Source organism: Burkholderia stagnalis, from assembly GCF_039848545.1.
In the GTDB taxonomy this organism is placed as follows: Bacteria; Pseudomonadota; Gammaproteobacteria; order Burkholderiales; family Burkholderiaceae; genus Burkholderia; species Burkholderia stagnalis.
Genome location: NZ_CP156686.1, coordinates 2,930,441 through 2,952,271, shown reverse-complemented (window position 1 = coordinate 2,952,271; position 21,831 = coordinate 2,930,441). Strand labels below are relative to the sequence as shown.

Sequence of the window (21,831 nt, the reverse complement as noted above, 5' to 3'; positions counted from 1 at the left end):
ACGCATACGAGGATATTCATGGACGTCACCGTAATCTGGGCCGCGATCATCGCATTGGGGCTCTTCATGTACGTCGTGCTCGACGGTTTCGACCTCGGCATCGGCATCGTCTTCCCGTTCTTCCCGGACGAGAAGGAACGCGACCTGATGATGAACACCGTCGCCCCCGTGTGGGACGGCAACGAAACGTGGCTCGTGCTCGGCGGCGCGGGCCTGTTCGCGGTGTTCCCGGTCGTCTACTCGACCGTGCTGTCCGCGCTGTACCTGCCGCTGATCTTCATGCTGGTCTGCCTGATCTTCCGCGGCGTGTCGTTCGAGATCCGCGCGAAGGCGCGCCGCACCAAGCAGCTGTGGGATCTCGCGTTCATCGGCGGCTCGGCCGGCGCGACGCTGTTCCAGGGGATCGCGCTCGGCGCGTTCCTGCAGGGCATTCCGGTGAAGGACGGCGTGTTCGCGGGCGACGCGTTCGGCTGGCTCACGCCGTTCAGCCTGCTCACCGGGCTCGGCCTGGTCGTCACCTACGCGCTGCTCGGCTGCTGCTGGCTCGTCGCGAAGACCGAAGGCGACCTGCAGCGCCGCCTGCATCGCGTCGTGTGGCCGCTGACCGTCGTGCTGCTCGGCTTCATCGCGATCGTCAGCCTGTGGACCCCGCTGCAGGATGCGGCGATCGCCCAGCGCTGGTTCGATTCGGGGCTGTTCTGGCGCCTGCTGCCGGTGCCGTTCATGGTGGCGGCCTGCGCGGTGTGGATGCACCGCGCGGTGCGCAACCGGCATGACATGACGCCGTTCGTGCTCGCGCTGGCGCTCGTGCTGCTCGGCTACGTCGGCCTGCTCGTCAGCCTGTTCCCGTACGCGATTCCGCAGAGCATGACGATCTGGGAAGCGGCCGCGCCGCGTTCCAGCCAGACCTTCACACTGGTCGGCGCAGCGGTTATCCTGCCGATCATCATCGCCTACACGACGATGGGTTACTGGGTATTCCGAGGCAAGGTGCGCCATGAAGACCAGCATTACTACCACCACTGACACCGGGCAACAGCCCGCGCCGCGCCAGCGGCTGCGCGGCTGGATGTGGTTCGTCCTGCTGTGGGCAGGCGGCGTCGCCGGGGCGGTCACGCTCGGCTATGCGTTCAAGATCTTCATGAACCTGACGCTGTTCGCGGTCAAATGACCTGAACATCCGACATGAAGGCGCCCGGCGGCGATGGCTGCCGGGCGCTTTGTCGTTGGCGCCGCGCTCGCGTGCCCCGCATGCACGCTACTGTACCTGCCTCACCACGCCGAGCTTCAACCCGAGCACGCCGAGGATGCGATTCATCGTCTGCACGGTGCCTTCGCTGCGCCCCTGCTCGATGTCCTGGATCGTTTTGGTCGACACGCCGGCCAGCTTCGCCATCTCCGTGCTGGTCAGTCGCATCGTGCGCTTGAGATGGCGCACTGCGTCGCGCAGCGTCCACTCCGGATGCGCAAGCACGTCCTCGACCGCCTGCCGGCGCAGCGCCAGTTGATCAGGCAGCGACAGCGTGTTGTAGCGCTTGTCCATGGCTTGATCCGTTGAGTCAGTGCAGTTCGGCCAATGCGTCGGCGAGCCGCGCGAGCCCCGGCCGAAGGTGCGCATGCACGCCGAGGATGCCGACATCATGCCAGGCGCTGCCGGCGTGGAGCTGGATCGTGCATGCTTCGTTCATTTCGGTAGAAATCCATACAATTCATACGACTTATCGTGCATGAATTGTATAGATTTCCTCCGAAATAAAGAGATGCGGCGGTGCGACGGGCAATCAGGCGCCACGCATACGCAAACGCGGCGCCGTCGACCACCGGCGCCGCGCATCCCCGCCTTGCCCGTCAGCGCGCGATGTTCAGCCCCGGCAGCACCCGCGTATGCTCGACGACCACCGCATGCAGCCGCTCCGGTTCGACACCGAGCAGCCCGAGGATCGTCGGCGCGACCTGCTTCGTGCCGACATAGTCGTCGACCGTACGCGCGCGATGCAGCCCCGGATACGACACGAGCAGGCCGAGGTGGTTGTCGTCCGGCGCGTTGCCGCCGTGCTCCTCGTCCTTCTTCTTGCTCGACGTATAGATCACGCCCGGGTTCGGCTGCACGATGATGTCCGGCGTGCGGCCGTTGGCCGGATCGCCGAACCGCTCGGCGAGCGCGGCGCCGTACAGGATGGCCGCCTGCGGGCCGTCCGCGCAGATCCCCGGCGCGTTGCAGCCGAGGTTCGCCTTCAGCGTCTCGACCGCGGCCGTGCGCTGGCCTCGGTCGCGCAGCCAGATCAGGCCGACGTCGTCGGTCTGCACGAAGCCGGTGCCGGCGAGGCCCGTGCCGTCGTTCAGGTTGCCCGACGCCGTGTTGTTCTGGCCGAAGTTGCCGTTCTGGTCGAGGTAGTTGTTCTGTTCGAGCAGCGCCGTCAGCGTGTCGCCGTTCTTCACGAGCTTCGTGTGATCGGTCGGCGACTGGCCGTGCTTCGCCGTCACGATCACGGCCGTCGAGCTATAGAGGTTGCGCTGCTTCAGCTCGGCGACGATCCGGCCGATCGCGTGGTCGACATACGTGATCGCGTTCGCGACTTGCCCGTTCGGCGTGAAGTTCGCGTCGAGATAGCCGCCGCCCTTCGTCACCAGCGCCTTCTGCGCGACGCTCAGGGTCTGGAAGTTCGCGCCGAACAGCGTCGGCACCGGCGCGGCCGTCTTGCCGGTCGAGTCCAGGCCGTCGATCTGGTTGATCAGCGCCTGCACGTGCAGGTTGTCGAACTGCGCGGTGTGCGAATAGACGTCGGTGTAGTCCGTCTTCGTCGCCGGATCGATCGAGTTGATCTCGGTGCGGGCGAGATCGTCGACGCCCTTGCCCGACGGGCCGTTCAGCCAATCGTAGCCCCATGCGTGCTTGTCGGCCCATGCGGTGCGCGCGCTCGGCAGCGCCGCCTTCACGGCCTCGAACACGGTGTTCGTCTTCACGTAGTCGTGCGGATAGACCGGCACGCACCGGCCGCCGACGCGCGCGTTCGGGATCGCCTGCGGATTGAACGCGCCGCCGCCGTCGAGGTGCACGAGCGGGCCGCCGTTCATCGCGTCGATGCCCGTCGTTTCGTCGAACACGACGTTCCATCCCTGCTTGCCCGAACAGGTCGTGTCGGCCGGCGCGTACAGGTTGCGGTCGTACGACACGTCGTAGAACAGGCCGGCCGTCTTCGGCGAGCCGCCCGTCACGAGCGCCGCGAGGCCCGGAAACGAATCCGACAGGCCCGGCGTGTGCGCATTCGTGTACGTCACGCCGCTTTGCGCGAGCGCCGCCACGTTCGGGCACGTGTTCGCGCCGATGCAGCGCGCGAGATCCTGCTCGTGCAGGCCGTCGACGCTGAGCAGCAGCACATGCTTCACGACGCGCCGGCCGTGCTCGCCGTGGTTCCCTTGATCCCCCTGGCTGCCTTCGCCTTGCTGCGCATATGCACCCGCGCTCGCGAGCGCCAGCGCGCCCGCCACCACCCTTGCCATGTTCCGCTGCTTACCGAAGAACGAAATCATCACCCCACCTCATCGATTGACGTTGAACCGCTGGGCCTGCATGCAGGCGCGTCACTATCGCCGAGCCATGCGGCGGTCCCATGAAGCGGGGCTTTCTGTTTTCTATCAAACGTAACCAATCGCAAATGACACAAGGCGGTCGCAATGCGCTGTCCCGCCCGAGCCGCGTAGCGCGGGCGCGCGCGGGCGGGCGCCGGTCATGCGCAGGCGCGGCGATTCGTCGGAATTTTGTCCGCTTGGCACCCGACTATTGGCGTGTGATAAAGGGTTTTCCCTGACCCGGAGCACGAGAATGTCGACCCTGGAAGCCCTCCGGTTCGTGCTGGACGACGCACGCACCCCCGAGATCATTCGTCACCACGTCGTCGACGCGTTGCAGTACGCGCTGCGCAACTACGGACAGGTGTTCACGGCGAAGGAGGTGCAGTGGCTGACACAATGGGACGATCCGCGCCTGCCGTTGGCGGCGAGGCGGGAACTCGACAAGCGCGACCTGCCCGAGGCCGTGCGCTGAACGCGCCGCCGCTGCCGCGCCCGGACGGGCAGGCAGCGGCGCGCGGCGGGGTTACTTGAGACCGAAGTCGACGCGCGTCGTCGCGCCCTTGTCGTCGATGCCCTTCGCATCGAGCTTCGGCGCCACGATGAACATCCGGCTCGCGTCGATCTTCCCTTCGAGGTACTGACGCACCGCCTGCGCGCGGTTCTGCGCGAGCGTGCGCAGGCCGCCTTCGTCCACCGGCGCGTGCTCGGCGAGCGCCTGCTTCATGTCGGCGTCCGGCAGCGTCTTCTGCAGGCCGATCACGTTGCGCGGCTTCTTGAAGTCGGCGGCCTTGTACGCGCGCGTCAGGTACGTGTGGTATTCGGCCGGCTCGATCTTCACCGTCCGCGGATCGATGCTCTCGCCCTGGCCGACGACATCCTTCAGCTTCTGCTGCCGCACGAGGCGCTCGACGTACGCGTCGCGCAGCCCCGGCGTGTCCTTGTCCGGATCGACGCGGCCGATCAGGTCGAGGCGGATCGACGACTTCTCGTTCAGCATCTTCACGACCGTGTCGAGCTTCTTCTGCTGCGCATCGTTCAGGTCGTATGAGCCCGGCGCGAACTCGACGTAACCGAGCTCCTCGCCGCCGCTGCCGAACGCGTGCGCGAGCAGCGTGAACGGCGACGTGACGGCCTTCGCGATCAGGTTCAGCACCGCGCGCCAGATCAGCCCGCCGACGCTGAACTCCGGGTTCGACAGCGAGCCCGACACCGGCAGGTTCACGTCGATCTCGCCGCGCGAATTCTTCAGCAGCGAGATCGCGAGCTTCACCGGCAGCCGGGTCGCCGTATCGTTCTCGACGCGGTCGCCGAACGTCAGCTGGTCGATGAAGATGTGGTTGTTCGCCGACAGCTGGTCGTTCGCGAGCTGGTAGTGCAGGTCGACGTTCAGCTTGCCCTTCGTGATCGGATAGCCCGCGTACTTCGCCGAATACGGCGTCAGGTTGGTCAGCTCGATGTCGTGCGCGGTCGCGGTGAGGTCGAGCGCCGGCTTGTCGATCAGCGGGTTGACCGTGCCCTTGATCGAGATCGGCCCGTTGCCGGCGAGGTTCGCATTGACGTCGACCGGCGCGGACGTCGTCGAATCCGTGCCGAACGCGCCCACCGTGCCCTTGATCGCGACGAGGTTCGCCGTGTAGTTCGGCTTGATGAAGTTGTCCGTGTAGGTCACGCGGCCGTTCTGCAGCACCAGCTGGCCGAAGTGCATCCGCACCGGGTTCTGCGGCGGCGGCGCGGCCTTCACGACCACCGGCGCGGATGCCGCGGCAGGCGCCGAGGCCTGCTGCGCGGCCGCGGCCGACGCCGCCTGCGGCGACAGCGGCACCGGCTCGCCCTTGCTCGCATCGCGCGTGAGCGACTGCGCGGGGCCGCTTTCCTTCGCGACGAGGTCCTTCAGGTTCAGGCGCCCCTGCGCGTCGAGCAGCACGCGGCCGTAGAAGTTCGCGAACGTCACGCGCGCGGCATCGACGTCGGTGCCCTTCTCGTCGTAGGTCGCCTTCAGGTTCGACAGCGCGAGCGAGCGCCAGCCCGCGAACGGATCGGAGGTCACCTTGTCGAGCATCCGCACGTCGACGAGCGCCGCGTCGCCGCGATACGACGCGCGCGTCGCGTCGTTCGCCTGCGCGAACGTCAGGTTGCCCTGCGCGTTGAGCAGCGCGCTCGCGACGGTCGCGTTCAGCACGCTGCCGAAGTACGGCTCGAACGCCGCCGCGTCGAGGCGGTTGCCGTTGATCTTCAGGCCGAGCTTCAGCGGCTGCGCGGTGACGTCGCCGGACACGTTCAGCGTGCCCTTGCGGTTCAGCGTCGCCTGCAGCGTCACGGGCAGCGGCTTCGACAGGTCGTCGCTGATCTTCTGCACCGACAGCTGCAGCGGCTTGATCGCGAGTTTCACCGGGCGCGGCGTCGACAGGTCGGTGTAGTTGGCCGCCGCATCCTTCAGGTTCAGCGCGTCGATCTGGTAGTGCCACGACGGCGCGGCGGCTTGCGCCTTGCGTGCGACCGTGCGCGCGGGCACGGCAGCCTGCGCGGGGCTCGCGAGCGCCGCGAGGTCGATCTTGCCGTCCTTCAGGCGCGTCACGTCGAGCGCGAGCCCGCTCGCGTCGACGCTCGCGATCTGCGCGTTGCGCGCGGCGACATCGATCTTCGCGATCTTCGCGCGCGCGTCGGGCAGCACGATCGCCAGCGCCTTCGCGTCCGGCGTGGCGATCTTCAGCGACTTCAGGCTCACTTCGCTGTCGGCCACCTGCGCGTCGAGCGGCGTCTTCGCCCAGTCGGCTTTCGCGTTGACCGTCGCGCCGAGCGTGCCGTCGAGCACCCGCGCACGCGTCGCCTCGCCGAGATACGGCTGCAACGCGGGCAACGCGAGCGCATCGACCGAGAGCTTCGCGTCGGCCTGCTTCGCCGCGAGGCTGAACGCGCCTTCGGCCTTCACGTCGCCGCCGCGCGACAGCGAGGTCGACAACGTGTATTTCGCCGGCGTCTTGCCCTGCAGCGTGAAGCCGTCGAGCGTCGCGGCAATGCGCGTGAGCGACAGCGCGGTCGGCGTCGCCGGCACGCGATCGTCGAGGTTGATCGTGCCGCCGTCGATCGCGACATGGCGGATCGTCAGGTCGAGCGGCGGCGTGTCGGCCGCCGCTTCAGGCACGGCCACGCCCGATGCCGCCGGCGCGCCCGACGCGGCCTTCGGTGCGGATGCGGCCTTCGCCGCCGCGGCAGGATGCGCGGCGAGCTTCTCGACGTTCAGCACGCCCTGCCGGTCGCGCGCGAGGTCGACGACCGGCTGGTCGACGCGGATCTCGTCGAAATGCAGCGCGTTGCGCAGCGGCTCGAGGCTGGCCGCCGCGACGTGCACGCCGCGCGCGGCGAACAGCGGCTCGGATGCGGCGCTCGTCACCTTCGCGTCGTTCAGGTCGACGGTGCCGGACACGCGCAGCGCCGGCGTCTCGCCGCTCATCACGAAATTGAGCTTGAGATTGCTGCTGAGCAGGCCGCTCGCGACCTTGACCGGCAGCTTCGCCGGCACGTACGCCATCAGTTGCGGCACGTCGAGCTTGTCGAACTTCAGCTCGATCTCGGATTCGCGCGAGTGCGCGAACGGCTTGGCGCGGCCGTCGATCGCGATCGGGCTGCCGTCGAACCGCAGGCGCAGCTTCGGCTCGACGAAGATGTCGGTCTTCGACGGCAGCGTCGCGATGTACGGAATGCCGAGCGTCCAGTTGTCGACCACGTGCTTCTCGTCGAGCAGGCGGTCGTCGAAGTCGATCCGGCCGTCGTTGACCTGGATGTTCGACACCGAGAAATGCGTCGGCTTGCTTTCCGGCTTCGACGGCGTCGAGAACTTGTCGATCAGGTCGGTGAAGTTGAAGCGCTGCGCGTCGTAGCGAACGATGCGAAAGCGCGGCGAATCGATGCGCACTTCGTTGACGATCGGCGCGCCGCGAAACAGCGACGTCCACGACGGCCGCACGACGAGCTTGCCGATGTCGATGAAATCGCCCTGCCCGCCGCGCTCGCCGAGATGGATGCCGTCGGCTTCGAGATTCAGCGTGTACGGGTTCAGCGCGATGCGCCGGATCGTGGCCGGGCGGTCGAGCTGCTTGCTCAACTGCTGTTCGGCGATATGGCGGATCAGCGGCGGCGCCGCAAAGAACCCGAGCAGTCCGAACAGCACCAGGAAGATCAGCACGCCGACGCCGATGCGGCGGGTCCGGGGCGCGCGCGCGGCGTCGCGCAGCGCAGTCAGCTTGGAGGGAGCGGTTTCTTTGTTGGGACTTGCCATGCTGGATTGCCTAGGGAACGGCTGTCAGGGAATCCGGGGAATCGGAGCGATCCGGCCCGTTTCCCGAAAGTATAGGCGCACTGAATGACCGGACGCAGCTCCGGCGGCCGCCGCGCCCGTCGGCCGGACGGGCGCGGCGGCGGCGCGATCACTTGCGCACGACGACGGGCGGCATCCAGGAACCGTCGCTCGCCTGCGGCTTCGGCGCGTAGAGCCGCAGCGCCAGCGCGAAATCCGCGCGCGGCGCGGGCAGCCAGTTCGCCGCATTCGCGCCGCCCGGCGACGCGGCCGATACGACGATGTCGACCGAGCCGTCATGGTTGCGCCGCAGCCGGTCGCGATCGCCGAGCGAGCGGCGCGCGCCGCCGACGTCGGGCAGCGCGCCGCTCGTCGTGTAGGGCGTGAGCGTCCAGAACGCGCGCGCCGGCGGCAGCGCGCCCGGCGCGAAATGCAGCGTGTAGCGGTTCGCGCCGTTCAGCGCATGGCCGTCGCTGTCGATGCGCACGACCGCGAGGGTTTCGTCGTCGCGCGTCGCGGTGCCGAACTGCGTGTACGCCGCGTACGCACGCAGCGCGTAGTCCTGGCCGTACTTGCCGGCGGTGTCGCCGATCCAGCTCCAGCCGTTCGCGGAGAGCAGGTTCGGCGGCGGCGCCGCGAGCCGCCCGCGCGCTTCGGCAACGCCAGCCGTGGCCGCGGCGAGGCGGTCGCCCGTCCACAGCACGGGGTAGCCGGCCGACACGCCGATGTCGTCGAGCTGCTGCCGCGCGTGCGCGTCGTCGGCGGGCACCGGGTTGTCCTGCAGCGCCTGCGCGAAGCGCGCGAAGTACGCCTTCGGGTCGAGCGCGGCGACCTGCTCGGCCGGCGTGCCGCCGCTCGCCGCCTCGGCGGGCGCGCTGCCGGCGTGGACCGCGACCGATGCGCCGCGCACCGCGCCGGTGTGAACCGACAGCGGCACCACGCGAATCGCGCGCTGCAGTTTCTTCACCGCGGTCAGGTCTCGGCCGCCGCTCGTCTGCAGGCGGACTTCGAGCCACGCATTGCGCGACGGCACGTCGACACGGGTCACGCCCTTCGGCAGCGTGCCCTGCCAGTCCTTCGCGGCGAAGGCAATCGTTTGCTGTCGGGCGCCACCGCGCGGGCCTCGGGCCGCCGCGTTCGACGACCACAGCACGTTGGTCCACATGTCGAGCACGCGGGCGTCCCAGTAACGGCCGCGGGTGTCGGGCAAGGTCACGATCACCGGTTCGGCGGCGACGTCGAGCCAGCCGGTCGAGTCGAGCGTGTCGACGCCGGGCAGCGGCGGGTTGACCGCGCCGACGGGCGGCAGCGCCTGCGCGTGGCGCAGCGTGTTGAGCGGCGCCTGGCCCGGCTGCGCGCCGTCGCCGCCGGTGGCGGCGTCCTTCGCGACGTCCATCAGCACGAGCGGATACGCATAGATATAGGAATCGGCCACTTCGGCGCGCATCCAGCCGGTCTTTCGCTGGATCACGTCCGGTTGCGACGCGCATCCGGCCAGGAGCGCTGCAATAGTCAGCGACGCGCACGCGCGCCGCACGGAGACGGGTTCTCGTCGGGTTTTTATCATTGATGGCTGGCCGTATGTATTTCTTTAAAAATCAGCGCATTGCGCATCGCGCACGTGGTAATGCCGACGCAAGGCGAGGTCAGTCCTGGGGCTTCCCCGGCCTGCCCCGGCGCGGTCTCACGGCGATGGGCGCTGATATCAGGCCGGTATCATAGCGCCTTGGGGCAATCCCCAATATGGCGAATAGCTTGCATGTTTGCGGCTGGCGAAACGGCGGCGGCGGGAAACGGCGAGCGTGTTCGGAAATCGCTTCCGCTTGTCGAGCGACAAACCCGCCCCGCGATCGAAAACCTCCATATGGATCCGCGCGTCAGAATGGGCATCGTGAATGCCTGTTCGAATCCTGCGCGTACCCGACACTTGCAACCAGGGCTTGACCTTCCCACTATTGGAATGTTGATACTGGGCTCGTCTGCGGCTCAGACCGCGCTTTTGGGAACCCGACATGACAGAACCTCTCGCCTCGGCGGCGCTGAACACGATCGTGCTGACGGTAGAAGGCATGCATTGCGGCGGCTGCACCGGGCGCGTACAGCGCGCGCTGGCCGATGTGCCGGGCGTGGTCGACGCGACCGTCGACCTCGACGGCGGTAAGGCCACGGTCAACGCGCAAGACACCGTCGATCCGGCCCTGCTGATCGCGGCGGTCGGCGAGGCCGGGTATCGCGCGGCGTTGCGCGAACCGGCTGGAACGGGCAGCTATCGCGCTGCCGAACCGGCGTCGCCGACACCCATCCGCCCGGCCTCCGCCGCGCCCGCACCGATCGAACTCGATATCGACGGCATGACCTGTGCGTCATGCGTCGCGCGCGTCGAGAAGGCGCTGGCCAACGTGCCCGGTGTCACACGGGCGTCGGTCAATCTCGCGACCGAACGCGCGACCGTCGAGACGGAAGCCGGCGTTACCGCATCCCGTCTCGCGGACGCGGTGAAGCAGGCCGGCTATGGCGCGACGCCGGTCGCGGCACCGGATGCCGACGTTGCACCGCCGCCCGCTTCGCGCCATACCGAACTCGACATCGGCGGCATGACCTGCGCATCCTGCGTTGGCCGTGTCGAAAAGGCGCTCGCGGGCGTGCCGGGCGTCACGCGGGCGTCGGTCAATCTCGCGACCGAACGCGCGACCGTCGACGCGGAAGCCGGCGTCACGACCGCCCGGCTGGTCGACGCGGTCAAGCAGGCCGGCTACCTCGCGACACCGCTCGCCGAGCCGGACGCCGCCGGCGCACCGCCCGCCCCGTCCGACGCAATCGAGCTCGACATCGGCGGGATGACCTGCGCGTCCTGCGTTGGCCGCGTCGAAAAAGCGCTCGCGAACGTACCGGGCGTCGCCCACGCATCGGTCAACCTCGCGACGGAACGGGCCTCGGTGCATGGTGTCGCGGCCCTCGATCCCGCCGCGCTGATCGCGGCGGTCACGGCCGCCGGCTATCGGGCGTCGCCCGTCGCCGCGCCTGTGGGCGGCGCGACCGGCGGGGCCGCCGCCACTGCACCGGCCAGTGCAACGCCGAGCGCCGACGATCGCAAGCGCCGCGAAGCGATCCGTGACCGCAACCTCGTGATCGCCGCCGCCGTGCTGAGCGCGCCGCTCATGGCGCCGATGGTCGCCGCGCCGTTCGGCGTCGATGCGATGCTGCCCGGCTGGCTCCAGCTCGTGCTCGCGTCGATCGTCCAGTTCGGCTTCGGCGCGCGCTTCTACCGCGCGGCCTGGCACGCGATCAAGGCGCGCGCCGGCAACATGGACCTGCTCGTCGCGCTCGGTACGTCGGCCGCCTACGGGCTGAGCCTGTGGATGCTGCTGCGCGACCCCGCGCACCCCGGCCATCTGTACTTCGAGGCATCGGCGGTCATCATCACGCTGGTGCGCTTCGGCAAATGGCTCGAGGCGCGCGCGAAGCGCCAGACCACCGACGCGATCCGTGCGCTGAACGCGCTGCGGCCCGATCGCGCGCGCGTCGTCGAGCACGGCGTCGAGCGCGACGTGCCGCTCGCGCAGGTGCGGGTCGGCACGCGCGTCGGCATCCGGCCCGGCGAACGGGTGCCGGTGGACGGCCGGGTCGTCTCGGGCCGTTCGCACGTCGACGAATCGCTGATCACCGGCGAGAGCCTGCCGGTCGCGAAGGACGGCGGCGATCCGGTGACGGCCGGCTCGATCAACGGCGAAGGCGCGCTCGTCGTCGAAACCACCGCGATCGGCGCGGAGACGACGCTCGCCCGCATCATCCGGCTCGTCGAATCCGCGCAGGCGGAAAAAGCCCCGATCCAGCGGCTCGTCGACCGCGTGAGCGCGGTGTTCGTGCCGGCGATCCTCGGCATCGCCGCGCTGACGCTGGTCGGCTGGCTGATCGCCGGCGCGGGCGCGGAAACCGCGATCCTCAACGCGGTCGCGGTGCTCGTGATCGCGTGCCCGTGCGCGCTCGGCCTCGCGACGCCCGCCGCGATCATGGCCGGCACCGGCGTCGCCGCCCGCCACGGCGTGCTGATCAAGGACGCGCAAGCGCTCGAACTGGCGCAGCGCGCAACCGTGATCGCATTCGACAAGACCGGCACGCTGACCGAAGGCAAGCCGTCGGTAACGGCGTTCGACGCGATCGGCATGCCGCGCGACGAAGCGCTCGCGCTCGCCGCGGCGGTGCAGCGCCACAGCGATCACCCGCTCGCGCGCGCGGTCGTCGCCGCGCACGATGCGGATGTCGCGGCCCGCGGCGGCGCGGCCGCCGCGCGTGTCGGCGCCGATGCGCGCGCGGTTGCCGGGCGCGGCGTCGAAGCGCGCGTCGACGGCCAGTTGCTGGCGCTCGGCAGCACGCGCTGGCGCGACGAGCTGGGCATCGTCGTGCCGCCCGCGCTCGATGCGCGCGCGGCCGAACTCGAACGCGCCGGCAACACGATCTCGTGGCTGATGCGCGCCGACGCGCCGCGCGCGGCGCTCGCGCTGATCGCGTTCGGCGACACCGTGAAGGCCAGCGCGCGCGATGCGATCGCGGCGCTCGCTGCGCGCGGCGTCGCGAGCGTGCTGGTGACGGGCGACAACCGCGGCAGCGCGGCGGCCGTCGCGGCGTCGCTCGGCATCGGCGAGGTGCACGCGCAGGTGCTGCCGGACGACAAGGCGCGCGTGGTCGCAGAGCTGAAGCGCACGCACGGCGGCATCGTCGCGATGGTCGGCGACGGCATCAACGACGCGCCCGCGCTCGCCGCGGCGGATGTCGGCATCGCGATGGCGACCGGCACCGACGTCGCGATGCACACGGCCGGCATCACGCTGATGCGCGGCGATCCGGCGCTCGTCGCCGATGCGATCGACATCTCGAAGCGCACGTACCGCAAGATCCAGCAGAACCTGTTCTGGGCGTTCGTCTACAACCTGGTCGGCGTGCCGCTCGCGGCGCTCGGCTGGCTGAACCCGGTGATCGCGGGCGCGGCGATGGCGTTTTCCAGCGTGAGCGTGGTGACGAATGCGCTGCTGTTGCGGCGGTGGAAGGGGCAGGCGAGGTGAGGTGGACGGGGCGGAATATCCGCCTCTTCCTCCATGCTCAGGCCAATATGTGAGACATTCGTCAATATTCTCGATCCGACGGGGATCGTCTCTGACGCGTCAATGGAATACGTGCCGTCCGTATTCTCGGCAATTGCAAGCTGCGTATTCAGTGACGTTTTTTCGTACTTCCACACTCTTGCTTCAAGCACTGTGAGTACTTGTCCTCACGCGATCTCACGATCTCACTGACGCAGCCCCTTCACCAGGCTACAAAAAACGTTTACGGTCGAAAGCTTTCAATGTCCTTTCTCGATCAAACGTCATGCGTCACGAATCGCTCGACAGAAACGAATTCGAGAAGCGGCCGACCGCTTTTCAAATACGGCTTTCGCAACATCATTCCCCGCATCAGCTCAAGTCGCGAACGCAATCCCGAATCGCGCGCCGCCGCAATCGCGCCGAGCTCAGGCGCTGTACGGCAGCGTGATGCACGCCCACCCTGTCGGGCGATCCATCATCGAGGAAGTCTCGATTTCCGAATTGCCGCTCTCGCTCGACAGCGGCTTCCTTCTGCTTGACCCTGGCGCCCTTCAGCGCGAGGCGCCGTTGTCGGCAATCGGCGCGATGCGTTGCACGCCGCTCAACTGGGGCGCCGATCCGACCGGCCTGCCGATGCTGGTGGATTTGTCGCGATGCAAACCGATTCATCGCGCATGGCTGAGCGCCGTTCTGCAAGACGAGCACAGCCGGCGACGCGCCCGGCCATTGGTGCGTCCCGCGATTTTCGCGCATCTGCAGGCGTTCGCCTCGCAAGCCGACATTGCCGCGCACATCGCCAGCCAATTGCTCGTGCTGCCGCTCGACAGACGACGCAATCGCGGCGCCCTCCCCGCGCTCTGGCGCTTCTTCGACCCCCGCGTCTTTGCCAACCTGTGCTGGCTGCTCCAACCTCACGAGAAAGCAGCCTTGCTCGCGCCGATCTCGATATGGTCGTTCCCTTGGTTCGATCAATGGTACGCACTGACGATACGCGACGAATGGTTCACGGCTGCCGACGCTGACGCTGACACGAACGAAGCGCCGGGCCTCTCGATCGATACCTTCAAACCCGTCGATCTGGGCATGTGGAAGCGCGCCGAGCGCATCGCACAGATCAACCAGGTGCTGGCGCGCATCCCGTTGCCGAACGGCAGTTCATGGCAACAGCGCGCCGCCGTCGCTGCGCGGATCGAATCCGCGTTGATCCACGCGAAGGACAGCCTGCACTGGCATCACATCGACGATCAGTCCTGCTACGCGGAATTCGTCGTGCGATACGGCGATGCGTTCGTCAACCATCCCAAGCTGAATGCGTACTGGGCGTTGCGGGAAACACGCATGGCATCCGGCGCCTGGAACGAACTCATCGCGCTGCTGGGCCCGGACGACCTTCCCGAATCCGCGTTCGGCTGATCGCACCACCCATTTCCGATCCGGATCCAGACAAGGAATCGATTCACATGGCTTCTTCTGAACGCAAGTGCGGTCTTTGCGACAAACACGGCCTTCTGATCATGCCGGTACGCTACGCGATCGCTCCCGACACATTCGGCCTGCCCAGGCTACCCGCGTCGATGACGGTCGAGGACGCGCCGCACGGCGCCGGCAAGGCCGCTCCAGGCAGCGCTGGCAAGGAAGCAAAGCAGGATCTCACGCTGGGCGGCGGCGCCCACTACACAGCACGCCTGCTGCGCAGCGGTTATCTCTACGTCTACGACGAGAAGCGTGATCGCATGGAGGCCTATTGGGTTACCCAGGACGGCTACTACTTCCGCTTCCCGTCCGAAACCCTCGTCCCGGACGAAGCCAGGCATGCGAAACCTTGCAACGACAACGGCCATCCGGAATTGTCCGGCTGCATCGGCATCGACAATGCGACCGATGCTGGCCTGGTGTGGTTGGGGTTATCCGATGTGCAGTGGACATCCGCCGTCATTCGCGCCCATCGTGGACGGGCTGGCAAGGCACAGCGCGAGCGCCACATGCGGGCATTCGATGCCGGCGCCTGGGCCCGGCGTCATCCAACGCCGCAAAGGAACGGCGCATCGCCTCAACCCGGCACTGCGCCCCCAAACGCGGCCCATACCGTCCCCCTGACCGCACTCGCCGGTACAGTCGCCGAGTATGCGCCGACATCCGCCGCCGGCAAGCACCCAAAGCGCTTTCAGCCACCTTTGGCGCCCGAATTCCATTTGCGCTCGGGCCTTGCCGACAAGATGCTGGCCGCCTGCCACCGCCGCAGCCCGGGCATGACGGGCGCAATCGTCGCACTCGACGACCCGGCGGGCATTGCCCAAGATATCGCCGCCCTCCTCGAATGGCATCAGGAACGCCTGCTCGACACCCACGTTCCGCAGGACAAATACGGCAAGGGTTACGGTTACGTCACAACATATCGCGATCTCGTCGAGCTGAGCAGCGCAATCGGCGTGCTGCAAGAGGCCGACGCACAGAAGACGGCGATGGAGGTCGTTCAGGCAGCGCCGCAATTCGCGGATCACATGAAGGCCGCCGATCCGGTTGCGCGCGAATACGACGCGATGCTCGCCCGCACGCCAGCCCTCGCCAATCTGCCGCCGATGCCGGGCAAGTTCTCGAAGCCGCCCACCCCGGCCGAGAAAGCCGCCGCCGCGGCACGCGACGATGCGCGGCGTCACCCTTCGGGCGAAACCATTCTCGCGGCTCAAAAGCGCTCATGGGACAACTATCTGGCCAGGACAGTCATTCCCGATCCCCAAGGCCCGTTTCAACGCTGGCTCGGCGAACTCAAGGCCGCGGAGAAAATCCTGCACGAACGGCATCTCGATCCGCTCGCCCGCGCGCATGCCGCATGGATGCGCAGCAACCTGCTCGCCAACAAGCTCGAATTCACGCACGACGGCGCCGATCCCGAATCCGGAGACGTCTATACGTACACCATGCATCTCTGCATGGCCGCCACCCATCGGTTCGGCGCGTGCCGCGACGTCTACGTGAACTGGCTCAAAGGCGACGTCAACGACAGGTCGAATGTGTTGCTGCGCGCCCTCGCGCTCCGGCAGGACACGCTGATCCACGCGATCGCCTCGGCCCCGCTCGATTCCGCTGCCATTCCCTGGCAACAACTGATCGACCAGTTCAAGACCCACGTCCAGCCGCTGCTCAAGCCCACCACCGATGCGCCGCTCAAGGCCGTCGCCGCGCAACAGGCAGCCGATCAGGCGAAGAGGGAAGCCGACGCCGAGTTTGCGCTTTACGTCAAGACAGTTGCCGGATCGCGTTTCCAATTCCTCGAAAACCATCCGCTCAAACTGCGCGCCGATCGTGCCAGAGCCGCCGCCCGCGCCGCGCAGGAACAGGCCGACGAGGCCAAACGGAACACCGCCGAGAAACCGCTCACCGACGCGTTGGCGGCACTGATCAGCACGTGCTCCGCCGCCTTCTTCACCGTGCTGCGCGAATTCAACGACAACGCCGCCGAGACGACCCTCATGCGCTGGATGGTGATGCTCGGGGTCGTGCTTCGCCGTCCGCCCACCGTGCTCAATGTCACCGGCCTCGCTCGCGACACCGTCAAGTTCGTGTCCGACATCATCATCGACAACGTCGCGAAGGCCGCCGAAAAGGACGGCAAGCCGTTCTCCGCCGAACAAACCCGCCAGCTCAGACGGCACGCGAAGACCCAGGTGCGCGCCAGTTTTGCGACCGGCAACATCGGCTCGTTTGAAACCGCATTGGGCCAGACCAACGTCGTCAGCAAGCTCACCGTGTTCATCACCGACGAGATGCACAAGGATCTTTCCAATATCCCCGATCCGACCAGGAAAGTGATTTATCTCGCCGAGAAGGTGCGATCGCCGAAATCCCTGCACGAGTATGGCGTGCTGAAGGTCAACACGCTTTTGCCCAAATATGGGGCCGTCGCCGAAGGTGCGCTGACCGCGATCGACGCGATGTTCAAGGGGTTGGCGCTCGAGCAAATCCTCCGCAACGAAGCCAAGGCGCTGTCGTTTCAGAAAAACTGGAAGCTCGATTTCCGCAAGACGGTGAATACGGCCTTGTTCTTCGGATCGGTCGCGACTGGGTTGGCGAATGCCGTCAAGATTTATGGGACGTGGCGGAATGGTTATGCCACGGGACTAGGGGTCGATAACAAGACCGTCAATTTCGCTAACGTTGCAACACGGCGAATCGGCTATATGGTGGCGGGATTGTATGCCGCACTGGCATTAATTGACCTCTTTGACGGCATCGAAAATTACAACAAACACCGCCCACTCTCATACTCACAACTAGCATCTTCCGCAATCGGAATAACCGGCGCAACCGTAACGGCCTACTCCTCGCTTGTTGGGTCAAATTACATGATTGGATGGCTCAGCCTCTCTCAACTGGCCCTATATTTAATTATCGCCGGCATCGCCATCGGATTTATTACAAGCAAAATTCAAGGTGACAACGTTGCGCAATGGCTGGATCGCTGTTACTGGGGAATTCACCCAGACTATCCAGACCCTCACTCACAAAAAATAGATTTCGAAAAACTAATACAAGGCGCATAAAGAAGTGGCACACAAAAGAACCGTAAAAACACTCCGAAAAGAACGTCGACTGAGTCAAAATGACCGCGAATGGCGTCTGTTAAGTGATAAGCCCGCAGGGGCGCCTCATGCATCGGGCACCGTGATCCGCATGAATTCAACCTATTTAGAAATGGTCGACGGCAATTATGAGGGGCGAGGATTTTTAAGCTTCCTCGGAACACTCTCATTCTGCATGGGCGCAATCGGAATATCTACGATCATATATTTTGAATTTTTAAAACACAGCCAATCAACAGACATAAATTACGCAAGCTTTTTATCAAAAATATTAATCATATCATTCCCAACAACCATATTTATATCAATGATAATTGGGCCATCCTTATTAAATCGCAGCATTGGGGAGTGGTTCCGCTACACACATTACCCGATTCGCTTCAATCGCCATAACCGTATGGTTTACGTATTCCGTGGCGATGGCACCGTACTCGAAGCCCCTTGGGACGAGACCTACTTCACCCTGCACATCGTCAAAAAGATCGCCGGCATCACCTGGTATGGCATCAGTGGACTCGTGCTTAAAGACGAGAAGACCGTCAAGGAGCAGTTCACGTTCGGCTTCTGCTCACCAGACCAAGCCCAATGCCACAGCCACTGGGAATTCATCCGCCGCTACATGGAGGACGGTCCGCGCGCCGTGATGCACGCAGATGGCGCCGCACTGTATATCCCGATCGCCGACAAGAAGGAAACGCCCCGCCACGCCTGGACCGAGGTGGTCGCTTTCACCAGTGGGAAGTCCGACTTCTGGTTCGTCGTCATGCTGCCTTTCTCCATCGCGACGTACATCGGACGCCTGATCGCCAACGCCACCTGCAAGGTGCCACTATGGCCTGCCGATGTGGAAGCCGTCTGCCGCATTGCCCCCAATGATCCCTACGTCTGCGATTCCCGCCTGAATCCGCCGGGATATGTGTGATGTATGAATACGTGAACTGGCTCAAAGGCGACGTCGACGACAAGTCGAATGTGTTGCTGTGCGCCCTCGCGCTCCGGCAGGACACGCTGATCCACTCGATCGCCTCGGCCCCGCTCGATTCCGCTGCCCTTCCCTGGCAACAACTGATCGATCAGTTCAAGACCCACGTCCAGCCGCCGCTCAAGGCCGCCGCCGCGCAACAGGCCATAGATCAGGTGACGAGAGAGACTTGACGACCCGTAACCGACAACCTCGCCAAGACTCCCCCAAGCCGTCACGACACGACCGGCTTGATCAGCGTCGTCGTGATCGGCACGAAACCGCACGCGCGATACAGCGCCCGCGCGGCCGCATTGTGATTGAAGACCGACAGCCCGATTTCGGTGACGCCGTGCCGGCGCGCGTCGGCCTCGAGCGCATCCAGCACGCGCGTGGCCCAGCCCTGACGGCGCCGGGGCGGTGCGATGTCGAGGTCGTAGATGAACAGCGTGCGATTCGGCCCTTCGGTCACGATCGCGAACCAGAGATCGCCGATCGCGTCGCCGGTGGCATCGTCGACGAGCGACACGATCGTCTGGCCGGCGGTCAGCAGGCCGTCTGGAAGCAGCGTATCGAAGCAGGCCCGGGCGCGCGCGGCCGCCTCGTCGGCGGGGTTCTGCCCGGATAGCACGAGATCGCGCGCGTAGCCGTCGATGGCCCGCGCGCGGTAGGCGCGGAATTCGCCGGCCGTCATCGGCCGCATCTGCAACATGGCCCGGTCGCCGTGTGAGGGAACGGATTTCCAGTGTAGCGGGACAGCCGCGCAGTGTGCGCGGCGCGGGAGCGGAAAGGCCTGCGCGTGCGCATTGCACGCCGCGCGGGGCGAATCAGCGAATCAGCGAATCAGCGACGATACAGGCACAGCGGCACGAGGTGCGAGCGGCGCAGGCGCTCGGCTTCGGCGCGACGCGCGGCGTACGAATATTCCGCATCGAGCGGCAGGTGCGGCGAAACGAACAGGTCGTCGATCTTTTGCAGCAGGGCGAGGATGAAGCTCATGTGCGACTCCGACAGGGATGACTAGGGTTTTCCCTTAGATGGATGCCATTCTAAGGGTTTTCCCTAAACTCTGCCAGCGCACCGCTGCGATTTGCCGCAACCGGCCGATAGGGTCGGATTACTTGATGCCGCGACGGCCATGCTTCACGGCCACCGGCTTCTGGGCCGGCGCCGGGCGGCTCACGCTGCGCTCCAGGCGGTTGACCTGCGTCATCAGCATGTCGTTGTGCTGCTCCAGCGTCATCACGCTGGCCTGCTGCGTCGTCAGGTCGGCCTTCAGGCGGTCGATCCGCTGCTGCTGGGCGGCAGCCTCCTGCTTCAGCCGGGACACCTGGATCGTCTGCAGCACCAGCGCGGCGAGCCCGGCCAGCACGACGACGGCCAGCGCGAGCAGCAGGCGGTTCACCCGGCGCATTTCGCGATCGGCCGCGCGGTGCAGCGTGGTCGTTTCCGCTTGCAGCGCGGCAAGGCGCTCGGAAAGCGGACGCAGGTGCGCATCGAGATCGAATGCAGGGGTGGCGGCGGATGCATCGTCCGATTGCGCCGCGAGGGACGGCTCGACGCGGTCGGACGAAGGCTTCGTGACGATCGACGCCACGGAGGCGGCCGGGCGCGATGCCGGTGACGTCGCCGCAACGGCAGACGCGGCGAGGATGGCCGTTGAGGCCTCCGCCGGGGTATCGGGTTGACTCGGCGCGGGCGCCGCGTCGTCCGCTGCCGGCGCGGACGGCGCCACCGCTTCGCGCGCGGGTGCCGTCAATGCGCGGCGCTTCGCCCCCGCCGACGAACGGGCGCCGGCCGCGCGTGGAGCGGCCGCCTTCGTTGCCAGGCCGGCGGCGGCGATTTCCTCGGCGTCGTTTGGCGGTTCGCGGTCCTGCGTGGACGACGTGACAGCGGCGGTGGTGTCATCGGCGCCAGTCGGCGCATCCTTCATCGAAATGTCGGACGTCGCTTCCGTCGCAATGTCGGCAGTCGAATGGCCATTCACGCCGATCGGCACATCCTTCGCCAACCCATCGGACGCCGCTTTCGACTCGACATCGGCAGCAGCGCCGATCCCGGCGCCATGCGAAGCGCCCTCTGCGATCGCGCCGCCCGAAGCAACTTCACCGGACGCGGCCGCCCGGCCGTCAGCCTCCGCAACCGCGCTGCCGACAACGGCAACTGCGTCGCCCCCGCCCATCGCAACATGCACGTCCGCTGCCAACGTCTGCGGCGCGTCGAACCCGTCGAGCATCGCCTGCTGATGCGCGTGCGCATCGTCGACGACGACCTCCGTATCAGCGGCCACCGCCTGGCGCGCCGCCATCTGCACCCGCTCGCCCGCGTCGAGCACGGGATCGCCGAACAGGTCGAGCGTGCGCTCGTCGCGGTGCGTGTCGGCGGCCTGCGCATCGCGGCCGGGCTGCAGCGCCGCGCGGGCAGGCGCACGGCCCGCCGCTGCTGCTGCAGCGCGTCGGCGCGGCTTCGCGGAGGACGAGCGGTTGGAACGGGAACGGGGCGTAGCGACGGGTTCGGTCATGGAGATCGGGTGCGTGGCCCCGCGAACGCGGGACCGGAACGTCGAACGGAATCGGTGACCGGGCATTGTCGCATGGCCGGTCACCAATCAATATGACCTGTCGCCTATTCGCCACCGGACAAACCGTTCCCCTCTTCGCAGCGCGTCACGCCGGGCAGCGCGCGCAGCGTGTCGCGAATCGCCTGGTATTCGACGTCGGACACCCGTGCGAGCGCGATGCGCACGTCGTCGTGCTCGTCGCTGTCCTCGGCCTGCTGGACGATGAACTGCTTCACGCGCGCACTGTTGGGCCCGAGCGCCGCGTGCAGCGAGTCGAACGTCAGCGTGCCGCGCTCGACGGTAAGCACGAGCTGGCGCCGCTGCCGCACCGTGAAGTAGCGCCGCTCCAGCGGCTTCACGCCCGCCAGGATGACAAGGATGATGAACGTCGCCGAAATCGACGCGACGTAGAGCCCGCCGCCCACCGCGAGGCCGATCGCCGCGACCGACCACAGGCTCGCGGCCGTCGTCAGCCCGCGCACGATCTCGCCGCGCAGCAGGATCGACCCCGCGCCGAGAAAGCCGATGCCCGACACGACCTGCGCGGCGACCCGCGACGGATCGAGCACGACGTGCGGGCTGCCGAGCGCGTCGGCGAAGCCGAACGCCGACACGATCATGATCAGCGCCGAGCCGACGCACACGAGCATGTGGGTTCGCAGGCCGGCCGCCCACGAAAGACGCTCCCGCTCGAAGCCGATGACGCTGCCCAGCACCGCCGCCAGGATGAGCCGCATCACGAGTTCAACGTTGCCGAGCATAGGATTTCCCTCCTTTTTCTG

Annotated in this window: 17 protein-coding genes; 8 read left to right on the top strand and 9 right to left on the bottom strand. The window is 66.7% G+C overall.

Annotated features, from left to right (window positions below; all coding sequences use genetic code 11):
* Nucleotides 1-18: 18 nt before the first annotated feature.
* Both cydB and ABFO07_RS29895 read left to right on the top strand, forming a co-directional pair.
* Nucleotides 19-1,026, top strand: a complete 1,008-nt coding sequence (gene cydB / locus ABFO07_RS29900) for a cytochrome d ubiquinol oxidase subunit II (RefSeq protein ID WP_059565135.1) — start codon at nt 19-21, stop codon at nt 1,024-1,026.
* Nucleotides 998-1,171, top strand: coding sequence for a hypothetical protein (locus ABFO07_RS29895; protein ID WP_167361416.1), 174 nt, complete (start codon nt 998-1,000; stop codon nt 1,169-1,171). The genes cydB and ABFO07_RS29895 overlap by 29 nt, the downstream gene beginning before the upstream one ends.
* Nucleotides 1,172-1,258: 87 nt before the next feature.
* On the opposite strand, the gene ABFO07_RS29890 is transcribed toward ABFO07_RS29895, so the two are convergent.
* The 3 genes from ABFO07_RS29890 to ABFO07_RS29880 form a co-directional block, all read right to left on the bottom strand.
* Complete coding sequence (locus ABFO07_RS29890) at nt 1,259-1,543, bottom strand: helix-turn-helix domain-containing protein (protein ID WP_059565134.1); 285 nt, start codon at nt 1,541-1,543, stop codon at nt 1,259-1,261.
* Between the two features lie 16 nt (nt 1,544-1,559).
* Nucleotides 1,560-1,688 (bottom strand): hypothetical protein, encoded by a 129-nt coding sequence (locus ABFO07_RS29885; RefSeq protein ID WP_322246756.1) that lies wholly within the window; start codon nt 1,686-1,688, stop codon nt 1,560-1,562.
* Nucleotides 1,689-1,848: 160 nt separating this feature from the next.
* Nucleotides 1,849-3,531, bottom strand: a complete 1,683-nt coding sequence (locus tag ABFO07_RS29880) for an alkaline phosphatase family protein (RefSeq protein WP_347469240.1) — start codon at nt 3,529-3,531, stop codon at nt 1,849-1,851.
* 292 nt (nt 3,532-3,823) lie between these two features.
* Between ABFO07_RS29880 and ABFO07_RS29875 the strand changes: the two genes are divergently transcribed.
* Nucleotides 3,824-4,045 (top strand): hypothetical protein, encoded by a 222-nt coding sequence (locus ABFO07_RS29875; protein WP_060017785.1) that lies wholly within the window; start codon nt 3,824-3,826, stop codon nt 4,043-4,045.
* A 51-nt stretch (nt 4,046-4,096) separates the two neighbouring features.
* Here the strand turns inward: ABFO07_RS29875 and ABFO07_RS29870 are convergent, their stop codons facing one another.
* Nucleotides 4,097-7,849 (bottom strand): DUF748 domain-containing protein, encoded by a 3,753-nt coding sequence (locus tag ABFO07_RS29870; RefSeq protein WP_347469237.1) that lies wholly within the window; start codon nt 7,847-7,849, stop codon nt 4,097-4,099.
* 148 nt (nt 7,850-7,997) lie between these two features.
* Complete coding sequence (locus ABFO07_RS29865; protein ID WP_060017789.1) at nt 7,998-9,434, bottom strand: DUF1254 domain-containing protein; 1,437 nt, start codon at nt 9,432-9,434, stop codon at nt 7,998-8,000.
* Between the two features lie 445 nt (nt 9,435-9,879).
* Between ABFO07_RS29865 and ABFO07_RS29860 the strand changes: the two genes are divergently transcribed.
* The 5 genes from ABFO07_RS29860 (at nt 9,880) to ABFO07_RS29840 (ending at nt 18,683) form a co-directional block, all read left to right on the top strand.
* Nucleotides 9,880-12,927 carry a heavy metal translocating P-type ATPase gene (locus ABFO07_RS29860; protein ID WP_347469234.1) on the top strand — a complete coding sequence of 1,016 codons (3,048 nt, stop codon included), beginning with the start codon at nt 9,880-9,882 and terminating at the stop codon, nt 12,925-12,927.
* Nucleotides 12,928-13,392: 465 nt separating this feature from the next.
* The gene (locus ABFO07_RS29855; protein WP_347469233.1) at nt 13,393-14,361 is read left to right on the top strand and encodes a hypothetical protein; all 969 of its coding nucleotides are present in this window, start codon (nt 13,393-13,395) and stop codon (nt 14,359-14,361) included.
* A gap of 47 nt (nt 14,362-14,408) precedes the next feature.
* The gene (locus tag ABFO07_RS29850) at nt 14,409-17,489 is read left to right on the top strand and encodes a T6SS effector BTH_I2691 family protein (protein WP_347469231.1); all 3,081 of its coding nucleotides are present in this window, start codon (nt 14,409-14,411) and stop codon (nt 17,487-17,489) included.
* Nucleotides 17,490-17,619: 130 nt separating this feature from the next.
* Nucleotides 17,620-18,450, top strand: a complete 831-nt coding sequence (locus ABFO07_RS29845) for a DUF6708 domain-containing protein (protein ID WP_347469230.1) — start codon at nt 17,620-17,622, stop codon at nt 18,448-18,450.
* Nucleotides 18,450-18,683: a hypothetical protein gene (locus ABFO07_RS29840; RefSeq protein WP_347469229.1), complete on the top strand. Its 234-nt coding sequence runs from the start codon at nt 18,450-18,452 to the stop codon at nt 18,681-18,683. Before ABFO07_RS29845 ends, ABFO07_RS29840 begins: the two co-directional genes overlap by 1 nt.
* Nucleotides 18,684-18,724: 41 nt before the next feature.
* On the opposite strand, the gene ABFO07_RS29835 is transcribed toward ABFO07_RS29840, so the two are convergent.
* The 4 genes from ABFO07_RS29835 to ABFO07_RS29820 all read right to left on the bottom strand — a co-directional run bounded on the left by ABFO07_RS29835 (nt 18,725) and on the right by ABFO07_RS29820 (nt 21,810).
* Nucleotides 18,725-19,201, bottom strand: coding sequence for a GNAT family N-acetyltransferase (locus ABFO07_RS29835; protein WP_347469227.1), 477 nt, complete (start codon nt 19,199-19,201; stop codon nt 18,725-18,727).
* Nucleotides 19,202-19,332: 131 nt separating this feature from the next.
* Nucleotides 19,333-19,488, bottom strand: coding sequence for a hypothetical protein (locus tag ABFO07_RS29830; protein ID WP_165940515.1), 156 nt, complete (start codon nt 19,486-19,488; stop codon nt 19,333-19,335).
* 118 nt (nt 19,489-19,606) lie between these two features.
* The gene (locus tag ABFO07_RS29825; protein ID WP_347469713.1) at nt 19,607-21,094 is read right to left on the bottom strand and encodes a flagellar hook-length control protein FliK; all 1,488 of its coding nucleotides are present in this window, start codon (nt 21,092-21,094) and stop codon (nt 19,607-19,609) included.
* Nucleotides 21,095-21,114: 20 nt separating this feature from the next.
* Entirely contained in the window at nt 21,115-21,810 is a 696-nt protein-coding gene (locus ABFO07_RS29820) for an MgtC/SapB family protein (RefSeq protein WP_347469224.1), read from the bottom strand.
* Nucleotides 21,811-21,831 lie beyond the last annotated feature (21 nt).